Origin of the sequence: Leptolyngbya cf. ectocarpi LEGE 11479, from assembly GCF_015207065.1 — a bacterium.
Lineage (GTDB): Bacteria > Cyanobacteriota > Cyanobacteriia > Phormidesmidales > Phormidesmidaceae > Leptothoe > Leptothoe ectocarpi.
This window is the reverse complement of sequence record NZ_JADEXP010000057.1, coordinates 1-23,938: the sequence shown is the minus strand read 5'-3', so window position 1 is coordinate 23,938 and position 23,938 is coordinate 1. Positions and strand designations below refer to the sequence as shown.

Annotated in this window: 17 protein-coding genes; 15 read left to right on the top strand and 2 right to left on the bottom strand. The window is 50.5% G+C overall.

Annotation, left to right across the window (positions count from 1 at the left end):
* Positions 1–1,247 precede the first annotated feature (1,247 nt).
* The 13 genes from IQ260_RS08905 (at position 1,248) to IQ260_RS08845 (ending at position 20,855) form a co-directional block, all read left to right on the top strand.
* Positions 1,248–2,714, top strand: a complete 1,467-nt coding sequence (locus IQ260_RS08905; RefSeq protein ID WP_193992749.1) for an ammonium transporter — start codon at positions 1,248–1,250, stop codon at positions 2,712–2,714.
* Between the two features lie 106 nt (positions 2,715–2,820).
* Positions 2,821–5,016: an adenylate/guanylate cyclase domain-containing protein gene (locus IQ260_RS08900; RefSeq protein ID WP_193992748.1), complete on the top strand. Its 2,196-nt coding sequence runs from the start codon at positions 2,821–2,823 to the stop codon at positions 5,014–5,016.
* Positions 5,017–5,042: 26 nt separating this feature from the next.
* Positions 5,043–6,542 carry a mechanosensitive ion channel family protein gene (locus IQ260_RS08895; protein WP_193992747.1) on the top strand — a complete coding sequence of 500 codons (1,500 nt, stop codon included), beginning with the start codon at positions 5,043–5,045 and terminating at the stop codon, positions 6,540–6,542.
* A gap of 193 nt (positions 6,543–6,735) precedes the next feature.
* Entirely contained in the window at positions 6,736–8,334 is a 1,599-nt protein-coding gene (locus IQ260_RS08890; RefSeq protein ID WP_193992746.1) for a flavin monoamine oxidase family protein, read from the top strand.
* 375 nt (positions 8,335–8,709) lie between these two features.
* Entirely contained in the window at positions 8,710–9,468 is a 759-nt protein-coding gene (locus tag IQ260_RS08885; RefSeq protein WP_193992745.1) for a MinD/ParA family ATP-binding protein, read from the top strand.
* Positions 9,469–9,473: 5 nt separating this feature from the next.
* Positions 9,474–10,502: a glutaminase A gene (glsA, locus tag IQ260_RS08880; protein WP_193992744.1), complete on the top strand. Its 1,029-nt coding sequence runs from the start codon at positions 9,474–9,476 to the stop codon at positions 10,500–10,502.
* Between the two features lie 14 nt (positions 10,503–10,516).
* Positions 10,517–12,325: a PAS domain S-box protein gene (locus IQ260_RS08875; RefSeq protein ID WP_193992743.1), complete on the top strand. Its 1,809-nt coding sequence runs from the start codon at positions 10,517–10,519 to the stop codon at positions 12,323–12,325.
* A 293-nt stretch (positions 12,326–12,618) separates the two neighbouring features.
* Positions 12,619–14,022, top strand: coding sequence for a sensor histidine kinase (locus tag IQ260_RS08870; protein ID WP_193992742.1), 1,404 nt, complete (start codon positions 12,619–12,621; stop codon positions 14,020–14,022).
* Between the two features lie 67 nt (positions 14,023–14,089).
* Positions 14,090–15,523, top strand: a complete 1,434-nt coding sequence (locus IQ260_RS08865; RefSeq protein ID WP_193992741.1) for a tetratricopeptide repeat protein — start codon at positions 14,090–14,092, stop codon at positions 15,521–15,523.
* Between the two features lie 5 nt (positions 15,524–15,528).
* Positions 15,529–15,963, top strand: coding sequence for an NUDIX hydrolase (locus tag IQ260_RS08860; RefSeq protein ID WP_193992740.1), 435 nt, complete (start codon positions 15,529–15,531; stop codon positions 15,961–15,963).
* A 58-nt stretch (positions 15,964–16,021) separates the two neighbouring features.
* Positions 16,022–17,680 carry a DEAD/DEAH box helicase gene (locus IQ260_RS08855; RefSeq protein ID WP_228015744.1) on the top strand — a complete coding sequence of 553 codons (1,659 nt, stop codon included), beginning with the start codon at positions 16,022–16,024 and terminating at the stop codon, positions 17,678–17,680.
* 318 nt (positions 17,681–17,998) lie between these two features.
* Positions 17,999–18,859 (top strand): FecR family protein, encoded by an 861-nt coding sequence (locus IQ260_RS08850; protein WP_193992739.1) that lies wholly within the window; start codon positions 17,999–18,001, stop codon positions 18,857–18,859.
* Positions 18,860–18,911: 52 nt separating this feature from the next.
* Positions 18,912–20,855, top strand: coding sequence for a CHASE2 domain-containing protein (locus tag IQ260_RS08845; RefSeq protein WP_193992738.1), 1,944 nt, complete (start codon positions 18,912–18,914; stop codon positions 20,853–20,855).
* Between the two features lie 23 nt (positions 20,856–20,878).
* Here IQ260_RS08845 and nadC read toward each other — a convergent pair whose 3' ends face one another.
* Both nadC and mtnA read right to left on the bottom strand, forming a co-directional pair.
* Positions 20,879–21,727 carry a carboxylating nicotinate-nucleotide diphosphorylase gene (gene nadC, locus IQ260_RS08840; protein ID WP_193992737.1) on the bottom strand — a complete coding sequence of 283 codons (849 nt, stop codon included), beginning with the start codon at positions 21,725–21,727 and terminating at the stop codon, positions 20,879–20,881.
* Between the two features lie 9 nt (positions 21,728–21,736).
* Complete coding sequence (gene mtnA / locus IQ260_RS08835) at positions 21,737–22,738, bottom strand: S-methyl-5-thioribose-1-phosphate isomerase (protein ID WP_193992736.1); 1,002 nt, start codon at positions 22,736–22,738, stop codon at positions 21,737–21,739.
* A gap of 11 nt (positions 22,739–22,749) precedes the next feature.
* Here mtnA and mtnB point away from each other — a divergent pair, with 11 nt between their 5' ends.
* Together mtnB and IQ260_RS08825 are read left to right on the top strand one after the other, a co-directional pair.
* The gene (mtnB, locus tag IQ260_RS08830) at positions 22,750–23,367 is read left to right on the top strand and encodes a methylthioribulose 1-phosphate dehydratase (protein WP_193992735.1); all 618 of its coding nucleotides are present in this window, start codon (positions 22,750–22,752) and stop codon (positions 23,365–23,367) included.
* Between the two features lie 50 nt (positions 23,368–23,417).
* A partial coding sequence (locus tag IQ260_RS08825; protein ID WP_193992734.1) for a 1,2-dihydroxy-3-keto-5-methylthiopentene dioxygenase occupies positions 23,418–23,938 on the top strand: 521 nt, incomplete at its 3' end.

The following is a 23,938-nucleotide window of genomic DNA, read 5'->3' as shown; positions in this document are numbered from 1 at the left end:
ACATGGATTCTGATCTCCAAAACGTAGGGTTTGCGAAGGAAACCAGAACCGAACACCTTAGCAAACCGCACAAGATGTATGCACACCGGGGATGCTAAGGCATAATAACCAAAGCCCGCAGTTGCCTCGAACAGCTGTGGGTCAGCTGTCGGTTAGGTGGTGGGACACCTGCCGACAGTGCCAGATATTCAGTTCTGTAGTAGGGCCGCAAAGCGACCTGAGAAAAACTATAAATCTCTTTTAGAGCCCAGTCAAGATACGGATTATCAAGACCGTTGATAAGTGTTCTTTCTGTGCCGAAAAGTACTGTGTCTGAAGGGTTTAACCTCGTTATGAAAACCTATCAAATATTCTTGATATTTTGAGCGCGGACATCAGGTCGGCTGCACTGTTAAGCAGTCATTTGCTAAGCTCTAATTATCGCTCAAGGCTATTGTGGTAAGTAGGTTGTCCCAATTAGGCTTCAGATCCCAAGGCCCCCTTCCATGGAAGGAACTAAGTCTTCCCAATTAGGCAAACTGGGGATTTGGGGGCCTGTTCGACGAAATCAAACACCTGATCTTCTATCTTATAAACGATTAGGCTCACCCACTGATTAGACATCTTCAAAATATAAACTCGGGTAAAAAGAATCGATAAAGCAAGCTGACAGACGACTTTTCCGACTTTACTTTAACGGGTTGGATTCATTATCCTAATGGACATAACTGAAGATACAGTGACAACTCGAAGAGTTTCTCGGAACTTTCAGACGTTTGTCAATGCGGGCTAATAAAACGGTCCGCTTTTTTTATGTCATTCCTAAAAAGCCGAACTATTTATTTTTCTTCATTATTTTTCAACTGATTGAGTGAGTATTTTACCGAACAATCAGGCTTTACTTTTTTAAGTGACTGCGTTTCAATACCAGTAATTCCACAGAAACACTTTTCTAAGGAATCTCTATAAGCCTTTGTTACATGACATTTGAGGTTCTACCTTTAGAGTTCTTGAGGATCACGTTATGTGGTAAAGGTTTTTCATAGAACCAGTCGAGTGAAATCTTTTAAGGTATCAAGTCTCGTGATCGTTGAATTGCAGCGGGTCTGACAACAGACTTTTTTAAGCCTAAAACTGGCCATTCTGATCACGGCTATCGTCTACATTCACCAGTAGTTACTGTTGATTGCTTCTGCTGTTTTGACATGTAGAGAATAGCGATTTCATACCATTAAATAGATTGCTCGCTTTATGAATTAGGAGTCATAATGTCTAGTCATACAGAGCAACACGTTAAACGAAGAGAGAGTAGTTCTCCTGCGACCGGAGGTGATACTCGTTATTACGATGCTTTAGTCCGCTTGATGCAATGGATTAATCAGCATCGGCTCAGGGTAGTTTTTTTGACCTCGATTTGGTGTGCGATCGCATTCTCCACATTCACCTTTGCCCAAGAATCTGTCAGCGTAGAGGCCCTAGCTGAGCAGGTTGCCCTACAACAAGGGAATCTCAATGTTGTTTTTATCCTAGTCTGTGCCACCCTAGTCGTATTCATGAATGCCGGATTCGGCATGCTAGAAGTGGGCATGTGCCGTCAGAAAAACGCGGTCAATATCCTTTCTAAGAACATTATTGTGTTCGGGCTAGCCTTGCTGACCTATTGGGCTGTCGGTTTTGGCTTTATGTTTGGCCAGGGCACCAGCATAATTGGCCTCAGTGGATTCTTCATATCGGGAGATTCTGCCACCTACGGATTAGACCCTTTCCCAACGGGTCTGCCGGTGACAATTTTCTTTTTGTTTCAGGCGGCCTTTGCCGCCACCTCGGCCACCATTGTGTCGGGAGCCGTAGCTGAGCGGATTCGATTTGATGCCTTTTTGATTTTTAGCGTAGTCAATATCGCCTTTTACTGTATTTCAGGCAAATGGTCCTGGGGCGGCGGCTGGCTAGCTGATCTCGGGTTTGCTGACTTTGCAGGCTCCACGGTGGTCCACAGCGTTGGCGGTTGGTCAGCCCTGGTGGGTGCCATTGTGCTAGGCGCACGCTATGGCAAGTATGAAGGCAGACTGGTCAAGCCGATTCCCGGCCACAACCTTAGTTTAGCCACACTGGGCTGCCTGATTCTCTGGATTGGCTGGTTTGGCTTTAACCCTGGCTCCGAGCTAGCAGCCAATGAAAATATTGCCTACATTGCTATCACCACCAACCTAGCAGGCGCGGCTGGAGGCACAGTGGCCACATTTGTCTCTTGGTTCAAAAATAAAAAGCCAGACCTAGGGATGGTGATCAACGGCATTCTTGCCGGTTTGGTGGGCATTACCGCTAGTTGTAATCAAGTCTCTTTTGTCTCTGCCATCATTATTGGCTGCATTTCCGGTTGCCTGGTGGTGTTTGCCATCGACTTTTTCGATGCCCTGCGCATTGATGATCCGGTGGGCGCGATTTCAGTGCACCTGTGTAACGGTGTCTGGGGGACGTTAGCGGTTGGTATTTTTGGTGCCAATGCTGGCATTCAACAATTCTGGATTCAGCTAGTCGGTGTTGTTGCCTACGGTAGCTTTACCGTTGTTACAGGCTATCTCTGCTGGCTGGCCTTGAAACTGACCTTGGGTATTCGAGTGCACGATTACGAAGAGATCGAAGGCCTCGATATCCATGAACATGGTCAGATTGCCTATGCCGGTTTCTCTATGGTAGATGAAGCGCCTAGCTCCTTGATTGAGACGAAGCTATAGCGGCTAGTTTTCCAGGGGACCAACAGTTCCTGCACTTAAAGCAGGAAACCCCTCGGGGGGGATACTCCCCCCTTTTTTCTCCACTGAATGGCCTAGGGAGCATGGCATGGTCGGACTAGCGCGGCTCAGAATTAAGTCAAAAGTGATGCTGGTGCTGTTGATAGTGAGCCTTGGGTCTGCCGCTGTGATGGGGCTGCTCACCTGGCAACGAGCCCGCAATATCTTGACTCAGCGGATCTTTGACCAACTTACCAGTGTGCGAGCTGCCAAGGCAGCTGAAATTGAGTCTTATTTTCAGTTTATGTACAGCCAGGTGGAGACCCTGGCGGAAGACCGCATGATCGTATCGGCCATGGGAGAATTTGACCAGGCGTTTGATCAGCTGAATACAGAAACCGCCCCCCTCAGCGACACCTGGCAAAAAGCTCTACGCAAATACTACAATGACGAGTTCTTTCCTCGGCTAAGCGACAATATTGACGGTACTCCCATTTTTGATATCTATCGCCCCGGTGGACGGGCGGCCCAGGTGCTGCAATACGGCTACATTGCTAACAATCCTTACCCAGTGGGTAGTAAAGATAATCTGTTGCAAGCAAACGACGGCACTACCTACAGCACAGTTCATAATCGCTATCATCGTATTTTTCGGAATCTAGTTAGTAAATTTGGCTATTACGATCTGTTTTTAATTGATCATAAAACCGGCGATATTGTCTATTCCGTTTACAAAGAAACTGACTTTGCCACGAGTCTCGATACCGGTCCCTATGCTCGCAGTAACTTTGCTGAGGTGATCGATAAGGTCCAAAAAAATCCTGAACCGGGAGCGGTACAAATTGTCGATTTTGCCCCCTATCGTCCGTCCTATGGAGCACCTGCTGCTTTTTTTGCCTCTCCGATTTATGCCGATGGTCAGCAGGTGGGGATTTTAGCCGTGCAGCTGCCAGTGGATCGGATTAATAATGTGCTCACAGGCAATCAAAACTGGGAGAACGAAGGCTTAGGACAAACCGGAGAAGTGTATCTTGTCGGGGCCGATCTACTCATGCGATCCATCTCTAGATTTTTGATTGAAGACCCCACAGGGTATAAACAGGCGCTGCGAGATGTGGGCACTCCCGAGACTATTGTTGAAACCATCGGGCGACTAGAGACATCAATTTTGCTGCAGTCAGTGGATACTGAGGGAGCTGAAGCGGCCCAACAGGGAAAGACCGGAACCCAAATTATTGATGATTATCGGGGGGTGCCGGTATTAAGCTCCTATGCCCCTTTAAATATTAAAGGGGTTGACTGGGTCATTCTCTCAGAGATGGATCTAGCAGAAGCCTATGCCCCTTTGACCAATCTGCAGGGCTATATTCTGATTACAGCCGTGATTTTAGTGTTTTTGGTTACCCTCATTGCGGTAGTTGCCGCCAACAGTTTAGTACGGCCCATTAGTTTACTGGTGGCAGACTCCCACAAGATTATTTCAGGAGAATTAGACCAAGCCGAGCTAAAAGCGACCACTGAAGATGAGCTTAGCCTACTGGTGGACGCCTTTAATGAAATCAACCGGAGCTTACGAGAACAGCAATCACTATTGGCCACAAAAGATCGAGAGAATACGGCCCTATTGCTCAATGTTTTACCAACTACGGCGGCTGAGCGGCTGGCAAATGGCGAAGCGCTCATTACCGATCATACCCAGCAGACAACCGTATTAGTTGCCAGCCTAGAAGGACTGACTGAACTGTCGGCCAAGCGCTCGGTGTCTGAGGTGACCAGACTGTTGACAGAATTGTTTAGCGCCTTTGACGAGGTGGCCACAGGCTTGGATGTTTTAGCCTTGGATCGAATTGGCGATCTTTACTTTGCCGTCTGCGGATTGACCGCACCTCGGATGGACCATACCAAGCGGGTGGTAGATTTAGGCTTAGAGATGATGAATATTTTGCAGCGTTTTAATAACAAGTATAATCCCAACCTCAAGTTATGTATTGGCATTGATGCAGGAGAATCGATTGCCGCTGTGATCGATACAAAACGCCTCAATTATCATCTTTGGGGTGAAACACTTGCGATCGCACATCAGCTAAACCGTGTGGCCAAGAGCAATACAATTCGGGTCACCGAAGAAGTGCATGACAGCGTGCGCGATTTATACACATTTAGACCGGCTGAAGATATTGAGGTCAATGAAGTGGGGCGGCTAACCAGCTGGGTGCTCTACCAAGGGGGAACAGGACGGCCCAGCCTTGATGACACCGTTCGAGAAATTGAAGCGATTGTGTCCCTAGGGGAAGACCCTATATAGCTGCGCATTACTAAAAAGAGACATCCATGACTCAGACTATTTGGTTGAAAGCCCTGACATTTGTGGTGGGATTTCCCTTAATCACGATTATTCTAGGTGAATTAATCGATCGCTTGGAGAATCGCGGTTATAAACCCATTACCAAATTGTTGATCAATATTCGTAATCTAGTAGTGCCATCCGTAGCAGTTTGGCTATTACTGCATCAGTTTCTAGCAACAGAACGGAATACGATTACGATCAAAGTAATCGAAACAGCCATTGGCATAGCGCTGATTATCGCCGGACTGTCGCTGTTGGGAGTGCTGCTGACCAGTGAAGCCAAGATGGCTTCGCGCCATGTTTGGCAGGTGCCTCGCTTGTTCTTGCAAATTGCCCGTATTTCATTGGTGCTCTGCATTAGTTTCTATGTGCTGAGTACCATTTGGGGCGTTAATCTCAGTAATTTAGCCACCGCCCTGGGTGTGGGGTCATTGGTGATTGCCTTAGCCTTACAAAACACTCTCAGCAATCTGGTATCCGGCTTTTTACTGCTATTTGATAGTCCCTTTAAGGTGGGCGACTGGATTCGATTTGGTGATGTTGAAGGACAGGTGGAAGATCTTAATTGGCGCTCCGTCAGACTGCGTACTCTAGAGCGCGATCTACTAGTAGTCCCCAACAGTGTTTTAGACCAAGAGAATATTTATAACTACCATAGCGGCGATCCGCTCCATGCAGAGCGCTATATTATCGGCTTTTCCTACGATGATCCGCCCAACCATGTGAAGCGGGTACTACAGAGCGCGGCCAGTGAAACCAACCATATGCTCAATGAGCCGGCTCCCAATGTGCGCACCATTTCCTACGATGACTTTGCCATTACCTACGAGGTGAAGTACTACTTGGATGATTATAAGTATGTGGAAACCATTCACAATGAGTTTAGTACGCGTATTTTCTATGCGGCTAAGCGTAATGGGCTAACCATTCCATTTCCGATTCGGACGTTGCACCATGTGCCTCAACGACGGCCCAAACGGGCTGACTATATTCAAGAGGTGAGTGAGTTTTTGCGATCGCTATCCTACCTAGCCTTTTTGGATGCCGATGACATTGCTCGTTTGGCCGAAAGTGCGGTGCTCGGTGTCTATGGCATTGGCGATCGCGTCATTGTAGAAGGAGAGACGGACGAAGGATTTTACATTATTCGCAATGGCAGTCTGCGTCTATATGTGACGGATGCTCACCAGCAGCAGCGCGAGATTGCCCATCTGGCTAAAAGTGATTTCTTTGGTGAAACAGCCTTACTCATAGGAGAAGCTAGCCTAGTGACCGGTGTGGTCGAGCAAGATTTGACTGTGCTGGTGTTTGGCCATGATGCGATCGCCACACTGATGGCCAGCAGTGCCCGATTTGCCAACCAAATGAACCAATTTATTGAAGACCGTAAGACATCCATTCGGTTGGCTCAAGAGACAAAAAGTATTCAACCTATCACCAATCGTCCAATAGCTATCAGTCTCGTTGAAGGAAGACATCATTAAAGTAATGACCAGTGGAGAAAATATAAAGAAGCTCTTTGCCTGTAGGCATTGTATTTAAAGCATTATCATCTGCTACATTCGATGTTATACGATGAATAGTACTGGCTCATCTTTCGACTCAGTCAAGATCAGGTTAACCTTCTCACGTCCAGCTTTTTTATAAAACCAAATCTACTGGAGAAATCTACAGGATATGGCAAGGACTCCTCTATTTGGCCTGTTTTCCCGCGCTTTACGGTTTGCAACTCTTGCGAATCGTCGTGGAGTACCCATTGATGAACTATACGAACTCCAGAACCTCACCAAGAAAAGAAGACTGGGACGACGAAAATTCTTGAAAACAGCCGCCGCCTTTGGGGGTGGGACAATGCTGGCTACCGGAAGTCAAGGATTCCAAAATGCTGTCCTCGCCCAAGAAGCTAGTACCCCAAAAATTGCGATCGTCGGAGCAGGCCTCGCCGGACTCAATGCCGCTTACCAACTCAAAAAAGCGGGCTACCGCGCCACGATTTACGAAGCCTCTAACCGTGTCGGCGGCAGGATGTACACAGTGTACGATGCCATTGGAGAAAAGACCTGGGTGAACCTCGGAGCCGAGTATATTAATAGCGATCATGACGATATGATTGCCCTGGCTGAAGAACTTAATATTCCTCTGCTCGATCGCTTTACTCCCGATGAGTTGGCATTACAAAATCTGTATTATTTCGACGGGCGTACGATTTCTGAGACCGAACTTGGAGAAGCACTGATCCCCATTGCCGAACGGATTGCGGCTGATGCCGAGCGGCTGGATGAAGATTGGGAAACAGTTAGTGTTGAACTCGATGCTCTCTCGATTTCCGACTATTGCGATCGCCTTGGCCTTTCGGGATGGTTGCGCAAGTTCATTGAGCTTGTCATGGTAACAGAGATGGGACTTGAAGCTAACGAGATTACTGCTCTCAATTTAGTTTGGCTGATTCCCAGTGTCAACGAAGACGGACTCGTCGAAGCAACAGGAGAGTCCGACGAACGATACCTGGTCCAAAATGGGGTTCAAGCCATTACCGACGCGATTGCCCAAGAGGTTCAAGACCAAATTGAAACAGGCATGAGCTTGACTTCCGTGCGCAACCAGGGCGATCGATTCCGACTCACATTTAACTACACGGATATCGATGCAGATATCGTTATTCTTGCTATTCCCTTTAGCGTTCTTCGTCGTATTCCCCTGCGGATGTCATTGCCCGAATCTCTTCGCCAATTCATTGCTCAGGTAGGTTATGCCAATAATGTCAAAGTTGCTCCGGGATACAATAAATCTATTTGGCGAGAACAAGGATTAAGCGGATTGGGGTTTACGGATCTTCCCTACCAAACCTTTTTTGAAACCACGCAACTTCAAGAAACAGAAACAGGGTCTCTCACCTTTTATTTAGGGGGAAATATTGGACTTGATAGCAAGCGTTATAGCGTTCGTGAAAATGCTCGAATCTATACACAAATGCTCGATGACCTCATCCCCGGTTTGGCAGCCGCCTGGAATGGCAAAGCGACTCGCCTGCACTGGCCCACACATAACCACGCCCTAGGGAGTTACGCCTGCTGGAAGCCGGGGCAGTACACCGGGTTTATCCAAGATTATGTTTATCTCGAAGGAGAAGAGGCACAAGAGTTTGCTGTAGGCAACTTAATCTTTGCTGGAGAACATACCAGTGATGAATACCAGGGCTATATGAATGGTGCGGCACAGTCAGGACGTTTGGCAGCCCGTGCTGTTCTAAATCGGCTCTTTCGGCTTCGGCTCTAGGTGGCTGAATGAGTCTTTTAGCTGCCCGGACATCTTATTGAAGAGACGCTTAACGTCTGCGAATATTTCTCTGATGTCGCCCATGAAAAAACCAAAAGCTTGAACGATTGTCCGACTTTTCCGACTTTGTAATGTTTCTAAACCTGCGGACGTTGTTTAGCCACTGAGAAAGCTGCATTCGCTGGAGTAATGCTGTGCGATCGCTAGCTCACAGGCAAGACCGTCCCAGCCTAACTAACGCTGACGGGGTTGCTTAAGTCATGGGTAATTAACATGGGTTAAGTAGGTTCTTTGCTAAGGAATTTGGCATTTGCTTTAATAGCAGATTTATATCTGGTATTTTCTTGAGAAGCCTCCACCATTATTTCCCCAGGTATGCCCAAAGTTGTTTCGATACATTCCTATCGAGGCGGTACTGGTAAATCCAACTTTACTGCTAATTTAGCGACCACTATCGCCCTCCAGGGTAATCGTGTCGGCATCGTCGATACGGATGTACCTTCCCCCGGTATTCATAACCTATTCAGCCTAGAACCTGAGCACACCCATAAAACCCTGAATAATTATCTTTGGGGGGAAGCCCCCATTGAGGACGCTGCCTATGACGTCGGCGAAAAGCTGGGTGTAACCGGCGATGGCCAACTCTATTTGGTTCCGTCTAGCGTCAAGGCCGATGACATTGCCCGCATCCTCAAGGATGGTTACGATGTCAGACTGATGAACGATGGGTTTCGTAATCTGGTCAAGACGCTCAAACTTGACTATCTATTTATCGACACCCATCCAGGGCTATCTAAGGAAACCTTTTTATCCATTGCCATATCCCATGTGCTGATCTTGATCCTGCGTCCCGATAAGCAGGATTATCAGGGCACGGCGGTGACCGTAGATGTGGCCCGACAGCTCAAGGTTCGTAAAATGCTCCTGGCCATCAATAAGGTCTATAGCAGCTTAAATGTGGATGCCCTCAAACAAAAAGTGGAGGAAACCTACGGCGAAACCGTAGCAGGTCTATTTCCCCTCTCTGAGGACATCGTACAGCTGGCCAGCGAAGGGGTATTTTGTGTGAACTACCCAGACCATCCGGTCAGTCAAGAGTTTCGTAAGGTCGCCCAGCAGATTGTAGGGGATTAGTCAGGATGTCAGACATCGGAGATTTGCAGTCCCTAACCAGTTCAATTACGGCGGTCACCTCCCCGTTTCGCAGTTATTTGACTGAGCTGCACGGGCAGTTTCAAGCCATTAACGACGGTACCGTGGCCGACTATATTCCGGAGCTGGCGCTGGCCAAGCCGGAGTGGTTTGGGATTTGTGTGGTGACCAAAGATGGTCAGGTGTTTGATGTGGGGGACTGCGACCAGCTGTTTACGATTCAGTCGATTTCTAAGGCGTTTGTGTTTGGCCTGGCCCTAGAAGATCACGGTCGTGACTATGTGAATAGCAAGGTGAGCGTGGAGCCGACTGGAGAGGCGTTTAATGCCATTGTGCTGGATGAGGTCACCAATCGGCCCTACAACCCGATGGTAAATGCGGGTGCGATCGCAACCACAGACCTGATCAAAGGCAGCAGCAGTACCGAGCGGCTCAAGCGCATGCTGGACATGTTTAAGCGCTACACCGGTCGCGAGCACGACATTAACGTGCCTGTCTTTCTATCCGAAAAGGCCACCGGCTACCGCAACCGCGCCATGTCCTATCTGATGCTTAACTTTGGCATGGTGAGCGACAAAATTGACGAAACCCTGGACCTGTACTTTCAGCAGTGCTCGATCATGGTCAACGCCCGCGATCTAGCCATGATATCCGCCACGTTGGCCAATGGCGGTATCAACCCCGTTACCCAGGAACGCGCCCTGGACGAGCGCTATGTCCAGGATGTGGTTAGCGTTATGCTCACCTGCGGGATGTACGATGCCTCCGGTGAATGGGCTTACAGAGTGGGGATGCCCGCCAAGAGCGGTGTGGGCGGCGGTATTTTAGCCGTGGTGCCCAATCAGCTAGGCATTGGTACCTTTTCCCCACCCCTAGATGCCAAGGGCAACAGCGTCCGGGGCATCAAAGTTTGCGAAGCTCTGGCCCAAGATTTTGGTCTACATTTATTTAATGCGGCCAAACCCGAGCGAGAGCTACAGGCCTGGATTGATGGCAAAGATGTTGATAGCTGGTAGCTGGTAAATTCTCCATGAAACCATCAGCTCATCTGCAGCCCCCCGACAATCTGCCCTTAAGAGTGGTCTTAATTGTGCTGTTTGTCGGTCAGATCGTAGGGGCCGTCGGCCTAGTGGGCTATCTCTCCTTTCGCAATGGCCAAACAGCCGTGAACAAGCTGGCCACCCAGCTCCGTCATGAGGTCACCGCCCGCATTGAACAAGAACTGCAGAGCTATTTTGCCACCCCCCACGAGATCAATCGACTCAACGCCAGTGCCTTTGCTAGAGGCATGCTCGATGTGGAGGGAGCAGAATTTGGTGAAAGCCAGCTCTATCAGCAGATGCGGATTGCCCCCACCATTGCCCTTGCCTACTGCGGTAGCGCCCGCCGGGGTGAATTCTTTGGGGTGTTGCGATCGCCTGAGAATGGCACGCTGCAGCTCACCTATAGCAACCCCTCCACCCAGAACCTACGTCAATACTACAGATTAGATGTTCGAGGAGAGCGCACCAGCTTTCTGCGACAGACCGACACCCCCTACGATTCTCGTCAGCGTCCCTGGTATAAAGCCGCCGCCCTAGCAGAGCGGCCCCAGTGGACCGATATCTACATTGCGTTTACCACCGGACTCCCCAACATTACCGCCAGCCTCCCGGTGTATGACCGCTCCGGCAAAAATGTGCTGGGGGTATGTGCAGCTGATGTGGTGCTGCCAGAAGAATTTAGAACCTTTTTACAGAGCCTACAAATCGGCCAGACCGGTCAAGCCTTTGTAATCGACCGCCAGGGGCAGCTAATTTCCAACTCCACCGATGAACCGCTGATGGTGAACAATGGCAACACTGCCACACCCCTGCTCGCCATCAACAGCAGCGATCAGCTGGTGCAAGAAACGGCCCGCTATCTCTCCCAGCGATTTGATGGGTTTACTCACTTTACCGAAGCCCAGCAGCTACAGCTACAGCTCAATGGAAAACGCCAGTTTTTAGAAGTGCTGCCATTCCAGGATGGGTTTGGTCTCGACTGGTTAATTGTAGTGGTGGTGCCCGAGACTGATTTTATGGGCCAAATAAACGCCAACACCCGCAACACCATTCTGCTGTGTGGACTAGCACTGTTGCTGGCCATTGCTCTAAGCGTGCTTACAGCCCGTCGGATCACCCGTTCTCTCCTGAGGCTGTCCCAAGCCTCCGATCGCCTGGCCCAAGGCCAGCTGGACCAGCAGGTAAAGTCCAGCTTTATTGCCGAAATTGATACCCTGGCCCACTCGTTTAACAAAATGACTCGACAGCTGCAGCAGTCTTTTGAGGCCCTGCGCATTGCCGAAGAAAACTACCGTAGTATCTTTGAAAACGCCCTGGAGGGTATCTTCCAATCGAGTCCCGCAGGCCACTTTATCAATGTCAACCCGGCCCTAGCCAACATTTATGGCTATGCCTCTCCCCAGGAGATGCTCAATAGCATTACTGACATCGGCTCACAGCTGTATGTTGACCCAGAAAGACGGGCAGACTTTCAAGAGAAAATCGACCAGCAAGACAGTATCACCGGGTTTCAATACCAGTGTTATTGCAAGGACGGCAGTGTTATCTGGACCCAAATCCATGCCCGTGCTGTCCGCGCCTTCGATGGTCAAGTTCTCTACTATGAGGGTATCGTCCAAGACATTACCGAACGTAAACGCCGCGAAGACGAGCTCAAACGCCAGCTGGCCGAGCTAAAAATAGAAATCGACCAGCAGCAGCGGCAAGAAGAAGTCGCCACCCTAACCGCCAGCAGCTACTTTCAGGAAGTACAGGAGGAAATAGCCGACGTCGATCTAGATGAGTTTTGGCGCTGAAGAACCCAGAACGATCTATAGCTCAGATCACTCAATACTCACCCTGGAAAGGTCTATGGATCGAAATTCTGGAGAACTTTGAGTCATGGGATAGATCGTTGTTTCCTATGGAAATAGTCCGGTGCTGGAATAAACTGCGGACGGTTGTAACTATCGGCCCACTCAATCTAAATTCAGCGGTCTAGTCATTCACCACAGCCAAACTCGCTAAAATATCCTCAGGAATTTGTAAATCCTTGTGAGGGAATTGCTTTGGGCAGCTATGTGGCATTAGCCGGTGAGGGAGAATAATTATGCTTTGTGCAGAGTCTTTACTACAGATGCCAGCGTTTCAGTCATTGCCTCGGGAACGGTTGGATTGGATTTGCGATCGCACCGAACACATCCAGCTCACAGCCGGTGAAATCCTGGTAAAAGAAGGCGACCGGCCATTAGGATTCTTTATTCAGCTTAGCGGTCAGATCACCGTCAGCCGTCAAAGCAACGGTAGCGATATTCCCGTGGGTCGTCACGTCAGCCCATCGTTTTTTGGCGAGATTCAAGTCCTGACTGAAGACCTAGTGCCTGTGACGCTAACGGCTGATACCGATGTCGATCTCTATCGCCTTAACTGTCCTGACTTTTTAGACGTGCTCCACAGCTGTCGAGAATTTGAACGCGATATCTTTCGAACGGTTGGCACCCGGTTAAGAGGATTAGAGACGTTTATCCGCAGTCGTGAAAAAATGGCGGCCCTGGGCACGCTATCGGCTGGATTAGCCCATGAACTGAACAATCCAGCCGCCGCTCTGGTACGTGCGCTTAAAGATTTGCAGCCAGCCATGCTAGAACTACAGCGAATGAACCTGGTCTATGGCCAGCGTCAGGTGGATGATGACCATACCCAGGAGTGGTTAGACATGCGCGATCGCGGTTTTGACGCCGTTGCTAACCCAGATAATGACCCACTGGCTCAGGGAGACCGAGAAGATGCGCTGACAGATTGGCTAGAAGACTACGGTGTAGACGATGCTTGGAAACTTTCAGAACCGCTGGCAGCAGGCAAGGTAGAGCCCGCCCAGCTAGATAAACTGATGGACCGCTGGCGCGATGACCACACCGAGCTACGGGATATGGGACTGCGCTGGCTGTCGCTGTCTTTTGAGGTGATGGGGATGATCCAAAGCGGACTGGACGGGGCCGACCGTATTTCCACCCTGGTACAGTCGATGAAATCCTACTCCTATATGGACCGGGCGGCACAGCAGCAGATTGATATCCACAATGGTATTGAAGATACGCTACGACTGTTTGCTTTTAAGCTTAAACATGGCATCAAGGTAGAACGCCACTACAACAAAGACTTGCCAGAGATTATGGCCTTTGGTAGCGAACTAAACCAGGTGTGGACTAATCTAATCGACAATGCTATTGATGCTTTAAATGAGAGTTCTTCAGGAGACTCGCCAAAAATTGTTATTCGCACCTGTGCAAAGAATGGCTGCCTCCGAGTAGAGATAGAAGACAACGGCCCCGGCATTCCAGACGAGATTCAAAATCGCTTGACGGAACCTTTTTTTACCACCAAGCCCATGGGTAAGGGCTCCGGTCTAGGCCTAGATGTCACTCGGCGGATTATTGAAAACCGTCATCAGGGTAGCCTGATGATGGAATCGGTGCCTGGACGTACTTGTTTTAGCGTGCTACTGCCACTTTAGAGTAACAGCAGGGAACAGTAGACCAATAGGAACATCAATAGTTCTGGCACCACAACGGACTATAGGTATGGAACCGACAGTATCCCCATCAGCCTTACATGGCGCACATGGCGTAAAAGGAGTATTCCAAACCTATGCTCAGGCACTGCTGCGGTTAGCTCAAACTCCTGACACCATAACGAAGTCACAAGTTTTACACTTACTTTTGGTGCGGGATGCCATTGACAGTCAGCTCCGTATCAATCGTCCTATTGTCCAACAGGCTAATGTGCTGGCCCGTCTGAGTGATTTGGATAATCAACTCCAGGATTTAACGCCTGTTCTGCTTAAAGATGGCAAGCTCGCCGACTGTCGCCGCAGCCGACAGCCTGACAAAACGGCCTGGTGGTGGTGGTTAGAAACCGCTGAGCCAGAATCCAATAACCATAAGCTGGATCGCTTTGACTGGCTATGGAATGTTTTGAGTGCTAGTAGCCTGGTTGTATCTGCGTCTTTTTTGACCATTACAGCGCAGGCTTTTTCGGTGGTGGGTGGGTTTGATTTGATCCAAACCGTCAGTACCCTTTCTCAAGCGACAGGGCTAGTGTTGATAGCTGGAGGCACGCTCACCAATCGCGGCCAGCGATTAGTCAAAAAGACGCTCAAAAAGCTTAATATTCCACCCTACTTTCATTCAGAAGTGACGCTGATAGCATCTATCTTTTTGCTGTTAGCCTCCTATGGTGTGTATAACGCGTTGCCTCAGTTTTCTGATTACTACTACAGCAAAGGGCTCAAAGCTCAACAATCCGGTAATCTCTATGTTGCTGTTGAGTACTATAAAGAAGCGATTGCCTTTAACCCAGAGGCTACAGAGCCCCACAATCACCTGGCAGAGGTCTATCAAAATCTAGAGAAGTTTCAGGAGGCCCAAGCTGAATACCAAGACGGGCTGCTAAAGGGAGATCTTGTTGCCCTAAATGGTATGGGCACCCTAAGTTTGGCTGCAGCTGACAACGATCCGTCCGATGCATTTGGAGAACTGAGTGGCCTATTGGATGCAGAAGTTTTATTTCGCATTGGATTGGATAAAGTCAATGATATGGACAATCTAGATAGCAGGCAGCAATTCTTAAAAGCAGCACTACATCGCAACTTGGGGATTACCCTAATGAAACGCGGACAGGCTGACGATGTGTCAGAAAAAACGCAGCAGAGACTGCTCGAAGAAGCGGCTCAGCATTTTCAATCATCTATCACCGTTGAGAAAACTATTGTTAGTGAGGAAACCTATGCGGGGCAGGGGGTAGCCTATTGCTATATCGCTGCGCTGAATGAGCAAAACGGATTGACTGAGGAGGCTACCGAGAATTGGCAAATCTGTCAGCAGGCAGCCTACCCGGCGTCGTTAGAACAGTACGAGGATATTTTACGGCTAGGGGCTGGAGCTGTTGGTCTGCAGCTTGATACACAATATATACTCGAATCTAATATTGATGGGCAACTCCATGATGGTGAGTAGAAGCAGTGAATAGGAAAGTAGAGATTGCGATCGCAATCATCCATCAAAATGGCCAATTTCTGATGCAGCTTCGAGATGACCTGCCAAACATTATCTTTCCTGGCCACTGGGGCTTTTTTGGCGGCCACCTGGAACCGGGCGAAGATGCCGATACCGGCGTCCGGCGCGAGCTGTTCGAAGAGATTGGCCACGTTCCCACGGCACTCACCCTATTTGAGAGCACTGCAGACGAGCGCGTCATTCGACACTTCTACCAGGGCGAACTGACCATACCTGTCGAACAACTCCAGCTCAATGAAGGCCAAGACATCGGTTTATGTAGCCCAGAAGACGTGCAGCGGGGCTATAAATATGCCCCCAAGCTGGGCGAAGACAGACCCCTGGGTAGCCCTCACCAAAAGGCCCTGCTGACATTTATGGCGCGACACATTAATCTGTGAAGAGCCTGTGAAAAGCCTGTGAAAGGCCCAGAAATTGATCAACGACTATCGCACCACTATGTCCGAAGTGTCATCCAATGCTCCAGAGTCCCCTGCGCCCCCATTGGATGACCCGCCGGTCCGTACCCAGGCTGCACCGCCGAAGCTGCGGCCCTATCAGGTAAACCTGGTCAACGACCTCTACCGCAAGCTGAACGAGGGGCACAGCCGCATTGCCATTATTGCGGGTACCGGTGCCGGCAAAACGATTATCAGCGGCCAGATTTGCGCCCACGCTGAATCAGCGGGGCGCAAACTGATGTTTTTGGTCCATCTAGATGTTCTGGTGGGACAAACCTATGAAAAAATGCAGTCCTTTGGCCTAGACTGCGGTTTTATCAAAGCCGGCTGGCCCGAAAACCCTGACGCACCGATCCAAATCGCCAGCATTCAAACCATGGCCAAGCGGCGCTGGTGGAAAACTTGGCCCGCTGACGTGGTGTTCTACGACGAGGGACACATCACCCTGTTTAGCCAAATTGGTAAACAGGTCATGCACAAAACCCATCCCGACGCGGTCCACTTGGTGATGACAGCCACACCCCTGCGGCTGGGGCGAGAACAACTGGGCGACGTGCTCGATACGCTAGTGGCATCCCCCATTCCCAGCGAACTGCAGCAGATGGGCTATCTGGCCCCGCTCAAGTATTTCAGCATGCCCATGGACACCATGGCCAACTTAGAAAAGGTGGGTACCAAGGCCGGGGACTATGACGAAAAAGATCTAAAAACGGCTTGCGATCGCCCCGAGCTGGTAGAACGGATTGTCGAAGAATGGCAGCGGCTGGTGCCTGGGAAACGCACCATTGCCTTTTGTGTTGATGTGGAACATGCTCGCAACGTGGCTAAAGCGTTCCGTAAAGCCGGGATCGCTGCTGATACCGTCGATGGCAATACCCCCATCAAAGAACGACGGCGGCTGTACGATGCCCTCGGCAGTGCTGAGCTACTGGTGCTCACCTCGTGCAATGTGATTAGCATTGGGTTTGACGAACCCAGTGTAGAAGTGGGGCTGATGCTCCGACCCACCAAATCCAGCGCCTTACACTTTCAACAGTTAGGTCGGGTTATGCGCATTTCGCCCCAAACCGGCAAACACTACGGCCTCATTCTGGACCAAGCCGGAAATCTAGAGCGTCTGGGTTTTCCTGAGGATATTCGAGAATATAGTCTACCTACCCGCAGCCAGTCATCTGGCCAGGGCGGGCCAGCGCCAACCAAACCCTGCCCTGCCTGTGGCCTCATCGTCTATTCGTTTATCGTCAAATGTCCTGAATGCGGACACCAGTGGGTGAATGATCGGCCCATTTTACTAGAGGATATGGTGCAGATTTACTCGTCGCAGCAGGCTCACCAAATCAACGACATCCCCACCCTGGTGCAGCTGTTCCATGGCCATCGCCGCCGAGCCTTTAAGAGCAACTATGCCCCCACCTGGGCCGAGCGTTCTTTTTTTGAACATACGGGGCGTAAGCCCCAGACCGAATGGTGCCGTGGGTCGATCTATGGCCATCGACCCAGCTGGGAAGAACAGCTAACCATTCTCGACTACCTGCGCAAAAGCGCACGTCGTCTGGGCCGACGAGATGACTGGGTAGCCCATGAATTTGAGAAAGAAGTGGGTCCTGGCAGTTGGAAACAGTTCGCGATTCATGAAGGGATGATACAGTCCGGTTAATGGTGGGTTGACTGCCCACTAACTCTAATTCCTTGGCTGCAGATAACCGTAACGGCCTCTGTGATGTAGCGATAAATGGCTGATTTATAAAAGTCTTCTAGCTGATTGTTGTTGTCCTCTACAAAACTATTACAAAAGTCGGCAAGCCTTTATCCATGGCGTGCAGAGGGCACTCATGTCCCAGGGCGATTAAATTGCTTCCGGATTATGAACAAACCATAAGGCTCTTAGAAATAGCGGCGGAGAAAAATTCTAGTGGGCAAAATGGTTATATCCACTGTATTTTCCCGCTTGACAGTGCTAACAATCCCTAACTCCATGAACGTGTGTTCCCGTTTGCAAACTCGACGCTTAAAACATCTAGCAATCGGCTCGATACTGGCCACGGCAGCCCTGGGCGTCCCGTTTGCATCGGTGGCCCAATCTGTCCCTGGCCGATGGTTACAGGTGCAGCGGATGGCCGGCTCTGTGACCCTGCTGACCGGCAGCAGAAAACCGGCCCAGGTGGGCAACCGGCTCTCTACGGTGGGTCATGGTCTGGTAACAGGCAATCGTTCCAGCGCCCATCTATCCGTCGATGATGGCATTGGGGCCATCGCCGTCTCGCAGAATACGCGCATTGCAATTCGACAGCTTTCTGTACTGCCAGATGGATCCAAGGTAACGGTGATTGATGTGCCCCAAGGTCAGGCGAGACTACAGGTGCGACGCTTTACCCATAACAATTCACGCCTGGAACTACATACACCCAGTGGGGTAGCAGCAGTGCGGGGAACAGAGTTTGGCGTATCAGTGGAGCAGAACGGTCAAACCAACGTGGCCACCCTAGAAGGCCAGGTGGAAGCCAGCGCTCAAAGTGTTGTTGTGCCCGTAGATGCAGGCATGGTTTCCATTATTCATCCCGGCGATCCGCCGACGCCGGCCCGTGTTCTAGACCGCGAACTGAAGATTCAATGGCTTAGCTATGAGTGGAAAAACGATCAATTTTATATCTCGGGCCGCATTGATGCTGCCAATACTTTATTGGCTATGGGAGAAGAGTTACCCGTTGGTCGCACGGGTCATTTTGAGGAAAATCTCCAACTCACGGATCGGAGCCAGCCCGTTGTTTTGACGGTGCAAAATGCTTTGGGGGAAGCACGTACCTACAAGATACTACCTTGGTTATCCCATGATTGAGGGCAACGATCACAAGGTTAGACGATGGGCATAAACCTCTAGAAGGTGGGCAATGGGGCAACTTTGGCAATGGGCTCAAAACCAGCTCTTAAATGGACTAGGAAAAACGCGATCGCACTGGGTCAATATGTTCCTTGGTCCTGGGCTCGCCGCCTCAGGGCTGGGCATAGGGCTATTCGCCTTAGGCATGTGGGAGCCCTTAGAAAACAGGGTATACGCCAGCCTATTTTTGACCCGCGACCGGTTGACCGATATGGCCTGGGACGATCGGATTGTGGTCATTGCCATTGATGATGCGAGTCTGGACGTAGAGGGTCCCTATCCCTGGACTCGCGATCGCTATGGGGCACTCCTCGATCGACTAACGTTTGTGCAGCCCGCCGCCGTCGGCTTTGATATTTTGATGCCAGAGACCACCCCGGTCGATGCGCAGCTAGCGGAAAGCATTAGCTTTAGCAACAACGTGGTGCTCGCTGTGGGGGGTGATGGCCAGGGCAACACCGTTGATATTACTCCCACGCTCACCCAAGCTGCTGAGGAGGCCTTTCAGCGCGGTCATGTTAAACATGCGCCCGACCCCGATGGCATTAGTCGCCGTAATTTTTTATATGAAAGCCATAAACGTGAGACCACGCCCAGCTTTGCCATTGCGCTGCTAGAAACCTACCACCACAGTCTGGCCAATGTTCTCACTAACCAAACGGTTAACGCACCAGCCCCCAGCTCCCCCTATTTAGACTCTCCTCACCGTTTTGACCAACACCATCCTGTCTATGTCAATTGGCCAGGGTTGACCCGTCCAGGCAGCCAGCAACAGTCTCCCCAGGGGCTAACAACGCTTTCATTCTCTGAAGTGCTCACCAATGATCAGCTCTTAGACCAGCTCCAAAATAAGATTATTCTGGTTGGATATACCGCGACGGGGGTGGTGGGTACCGTAGAAGACCCGATCAGAACACCATTTGAGCGACAGATTTCCACATCGGGTGTTTATTTGCATGCCGCGATTTTGGATAATCTGCTCAACAATCGGTTTTTAACCCGGCTGCCGCAGCCCTATACCCTGCTGTTGATTATGCTCAGCGCCATGGGCAGTAGTTTAGTGCTCAAGCCCTTACGACGCAGGGGCAGGCTAATCTTTGTGCTAGCGCTAATGCCGGTCTGGTTTATGGTCGCCTATGGGAGTTTTTTAGCAGGACTATGGCTGCCCATAGCGGCCCCCATCGGCACCACTTTTTTGGGGATGATGTTGCTCCAGGTAGCGGAACAACGGGAGCGTCAGGTACTGACCGATCTCTTTGCTATTAGTTTGTCGCCGGAGATGGCTGATTTTGTCTGGCAACACAAAGAAGAGTTGTTAACCAAGGGTAAAATCCATTCCCAAGAACTGACGGCCACCCTGTTGTTTAGCGATATTCGTGGGTTTACCAGCATTAGCGAAAAGCTTCCCTCTGACCGTCTACTGGCCTGGCTCAATCGTTACTTTGAGGTAATGACCGAGTGTATTATGGCCCATGGTGGGGTGGTGGATAAGTATATCGGAGATGCGATCATGGCGGCCTTTGGCGCGCCCGTGGCGCGCCCTGGAGACGATGCCGTCCAGCAGGATGCCCTAGCCGCAGTCAGGGCTAGCGTGGATATGATCCGGCGGCTAAACGATCTCAACCGAGAATTTGCGGCCCAGGGATTACCCACGGTGAGATTTGGGGTGGGTATTCATACAGGGCCTTTGGTCGCTGGTACGGTGGGTAGCCGCCACCGAGCTAATTATTCTCTATTTGGCGATACGGTCAATATCGCGGCTCGGCTACAGGATATGACTAAACACCTGACGAAAGAGTCTCCTTACCCAATTTTGATGAGTGAGGCCACCTATAACCATGTGGCCGACCACTACACCATGATTGCCGAGAAGGCCCAGATTCAGCTGCGGGGACGGGCAGCCCAGACTACGGTGTATACCTTGGACGGCCTAGAAAGTCCGGATAGCGAGTGATAATCAGGAGGATGGTGCAGAGATTATGCTATCCGCATGCTGATATCTAGCCAGGGGGCTCGGGTAATGGGACCACTGCTAGAAATATAGTCAACGCCAGTCGCCGCAACTGTTTTGATAGTCTCTAATGAAATATTGCCAGAGGCTTCAATCTTAATATGGGCAGCGGTCTGACGAATCAGACTGACCGCTTCGCGCATCTGTTCTGGAGACATGTTATCTAACATAATGATGTCGGCTCCCGCTGCGATCGCAGTCTTCACCTGGGCCATAGATTCGGTTTCCACCTCTAGCATCAGAGGGTAAGGCATCCGCTGTCGTATGTGCGCGATAGCGGCTTCAATCCCGCCAGCGGCGGCAATATGGTTGTCTTTCACCATGACGCTATCATCCAGCCCCATGCGGTGGTTGCGAGCACCGCCCGTGTGGGTGGCATACTTTTCTAAAACACGCAGGCCAGGTGTGGTTTTGCGGGTGTCGACAAACTGACTGGGGAACGTTGCGATCGCATCCACATACTGTCGTGTTGCCGTGGCGACTCCACTCAGCCGCATGACTAAGTTTAGAGCTACCCGTTCTCCGGTTAACAGCACACCTAAAGGACCTTGCAGTTTTACTAAGGGCTGTCCCGCTGTGACGGGCTCACCGTCAGAGACCAGCATGGTCCACTCTACGGTAGAGTCCAAAAGCTCAAAAACCTGCTGAGCCACGGGCAGCCCACAGACAACCCCTGACGATTTGGCTACCCACTGTGCCTGCCCCGTCTGGGCAGCTAGAGAGCCCAATCCCTGGACCGCCCAGTCACCTCGGCCTAGATCTTCGCGCAGCCACTGCTCTAGCCAGGGCTTGATTAATATATTGGGTGGTAACATGGCCTCTTCCTACACAAACGCTTTCAAGTTGTCCAGATACGGGGGAGAGATAATCCCTTGCTCTGTGATGATTGCAGTCACCAGTTCAGCCGGTGTAATGTCAAACGCTGGATTGTAGACAGGGGTGCCCTCAGGGCAGACAGGCTGGGCTTGAATATGGGTAATCTCTTGGGCCGAGCGTTCTTCGATATTAATGGCCTCTCCATTGGGAGTGTCCAGGTCCAGGGTGCTGAGGGGACAGGCCACGTAAAACGGAATGTTGTGGGCCTTCGCCGCTAAAGCCAGGGCATAGGTGCCGATTTTGTTGGCCACATCACCGTTGGCCGCAACGCGATCGCACCCAACAATGCAAAGATCCACCCGGCGCGTTTTCATCACCCAGGGGGCGGCCCCATCCACAATCACAGTGTGGGGAATGCCAAAGGCCTGACATTCATAGGCAGAGAGTCTAGCCCCTTGTAAGCGGGGTCGAGTTTCATCCAGAATGGCGTGAATCTGCTTACCCTGCTCATGGGCAATTCTGATGGCACCTAAAGCCGTGCCATAATCGACCGTAGCCAGACTGCCTGTATTACAGTGATGCATGACTGTAGCTTGGTCTGGGATGAGTTGTTGTGCCTGCTGACCGATGGCCTGGTTGACCGCCACATCCGCGTTGTACAGTGCTAGCGCCGTTGGCTCCCAATCAGACATCGGAGTTTGCTGCATTTTGTCAACCGCCCACATCAAGTTCACAGCTGTGGGTCGAGCCGCCTTGAGCATGGCAGCTTTTTCAACCAGGTTTTCGTCCCTTTGCGCTGCCAAGACCATTCCAAATGCGGCCGCCACCCCAATCGCGGGCGCGCCTCTGACCACCATGTTCTCAATGGCTTTAGCCACTGCGTCCGAGGTATCACAAGTGACGTATTCAGTGACAAATGGTAATCTACGCTGGTCGAGTAGACGCAGAGTATTGCCCTTCCACACAATACTCTGAAGACGTGCTCGGCTTTGCAAAGGAGGTTCTAGCATATCAGCGGTGTATGGACAGACAACAGGTGCATCACGATCAGGTGCGTCATGACTTAATAGATATCATGCAAATGGCCCACAGTCGTGGTTGGACCTTGGGTACTGGTGGCAACTTTAGTACGGTTTTGCAGCGTGAGCCATTGCAGTTGCTCATGGCCCCTAGCGGCGTCGATAAAGGTAGCGTAGAGGCCGCTGATCTGATTGTTGTTGACCCGCAAGGAACTGTTCTTAAGGGCAACGGCAAAGCCTCTGCTGAGACAGCGCTCCATTTAACCTTGGCCCAGTATGCAGGGGCAGGGGGGGTCCTGCATACCCACTCCCCTTACGCTACAGTCTTGTCCCTCCATTTTGCCGCTCAAGGCTGCGTGAGCTGGCAAGGCTATGAAATGCAAAAAGGCATTGCAGGTATCACCACCCACGACACCCAGTTAGATCTGCCAGTATTGCCCAATACCCAGGATATGACCGCCCTTGGCCAAAAGATTAGGGTGCCTTGCGCCGACTGGCCCTATGGCATCTTGCTAGCCGGTCATGGTCTCTATGCCTGGGGTAACACTTTATTTGAAGCAAAACGACATCTTGAAATTTACGAATTTTTATTACAGGTAAAATATTTTGAAATAAAATAGGTGACTACTATATCGGTAGCCAGCCAGATCACTAAAGCAGGATAAACACAATGGCAAAACTTCAGGTCTATGATGGTGCAACGCCAACATGCATAACCGATCAGAGCGCTGTTAAAGACTATCTAGCTAAGATTAATATTGGTTTTGAACGCTGGCCAACCCATGCTGACCTGGGTAGTGGTACTAGCAGTGACGACATTTTAGCGGCCTATGATTCTGAGGTTGCTTTGCTCTCAAAGCAAAATGGGTACACCACAGCAGATGTGATCAACATTGAAGCAACCATGCCTAATCTGGATGCTATGCTGGCCAAGTTCGATAAAGAACACTGGCACGATGAAGATGAAGTGCGATTTATTCTCGACGGCCTAGGCATTTTCCATATCAATCCGCCAGATCGGCCCGTGGTGGCTGTCACGGTAACAGCCGGTGATCTGTTAGTGGTTCCTAAGGGCACTAAGCATTGGTTTCACCTAGGTTCAGAACGTCGTGTCTGTGCAATTCGCTTATTTCAAGATACCCGTGGCTGGGCCCCCCACTACACGCCAACAGATACGGCAGTATCCTATCC

Coding starts and splice junctions, on each gene's coding strand:
- IQ260_RS08905 (WP_193992749.1), top strand. CDS start 1,248: ATGTCTAGTCATACAGAGCAACACGTTAAACGAAGAGAGAGTAGTTCT.
- IQ260_RS08900 (WP_193992748.1), top strand. CDS start 2,821: ATGGTCGGACTAGCGCGGCTCAGAATTAAGTCAAAAGTGATGCTGGTG.
- IQ260_RS08895 (WP_193992747.1), top strand. CDS start 5,043: ATGACTCAGACTATTTGGTTGAAAGCCCTGACATTTGTGGTGGGATTT.
- IQ260_RS08890 (WP_193992746.1), top strand. CDS start 6,736: ATGGCAAGGACTCCTCTATTTGGCCTGTTTTCCCGCGCTTTACGGTTT.
- IQ260_RS08885 (WP_193992745.1), top strand. CDS start 8,710: ATGCCCAAAGTTGTTTCGATACATTCCTATCGAGGCGGTACTGGTAAA.
- glsA (WP_193992744.1), top strand. CDS start 9,474: ATGTCAGACATCGGAGATTTGCAGTCCCTAACCAGTTCAATTACGGCG.
- IQ260_RS08875 (WP_193992743.1), top strand. CDS start 10,517: ATGAAACCATCAGCTCATCTGCAGCCCCCCGACAATCTGCCCTTAAGA.
- IQ260_RS08870 (WP_193992742.1), top strand. CDS start 12,619: ATGCTTTGTGCAGAGTCTTTACTACAGATGCCAGCGTTTCAGTCATTG.
- IQ260_RS08865 (WP_193992741.1), top strand. CDS start 14,090: ATGGAACCGACAGTATCCCCATCAGCCTTACATGGCGCACATGGCGTA.
- IQ260_RS08855 (WP_228015744.1), top strand. CDS start 16,022: ATGTCCGAAGTGTCATCCAATGCTCCAGAGTCCCCTGCGCCCCCATTG.
- IQ260_RS08850 (WP_193992739.1), top strand. CDS start 17,999: ATGAACGTGTGTTCCCGTTTGCAAACTCGACGCTTAAAACATCTAGCA.
- IQ260_RS08845 (WP_193992738.1), top strand. CDS start 18,912: ATGGGGCAACTTTGGCAATGGGCTCAAAACCAGCTCTTAAATGGACTA.
- nadC (WP_193992737.1), bottom strand. CDS start 21,727: ATGTTACCACCCAATATATTAATCAAGCCCTGGCTAGAGCAGTGGCTG.
- mtnA (WP_193992736.1), bottom strand. CDS start 22,738: ATGCTAGAACCTCCTTTGCAAAGCCGAGCACGTCTTCAGAGTATTGTG.
- mtnB (WP_193992735.1), top strand. CDS start 22,750: ATGGACAGACAACAGGTGCATCACGATCAGGTGCGTCATGACTTAATA.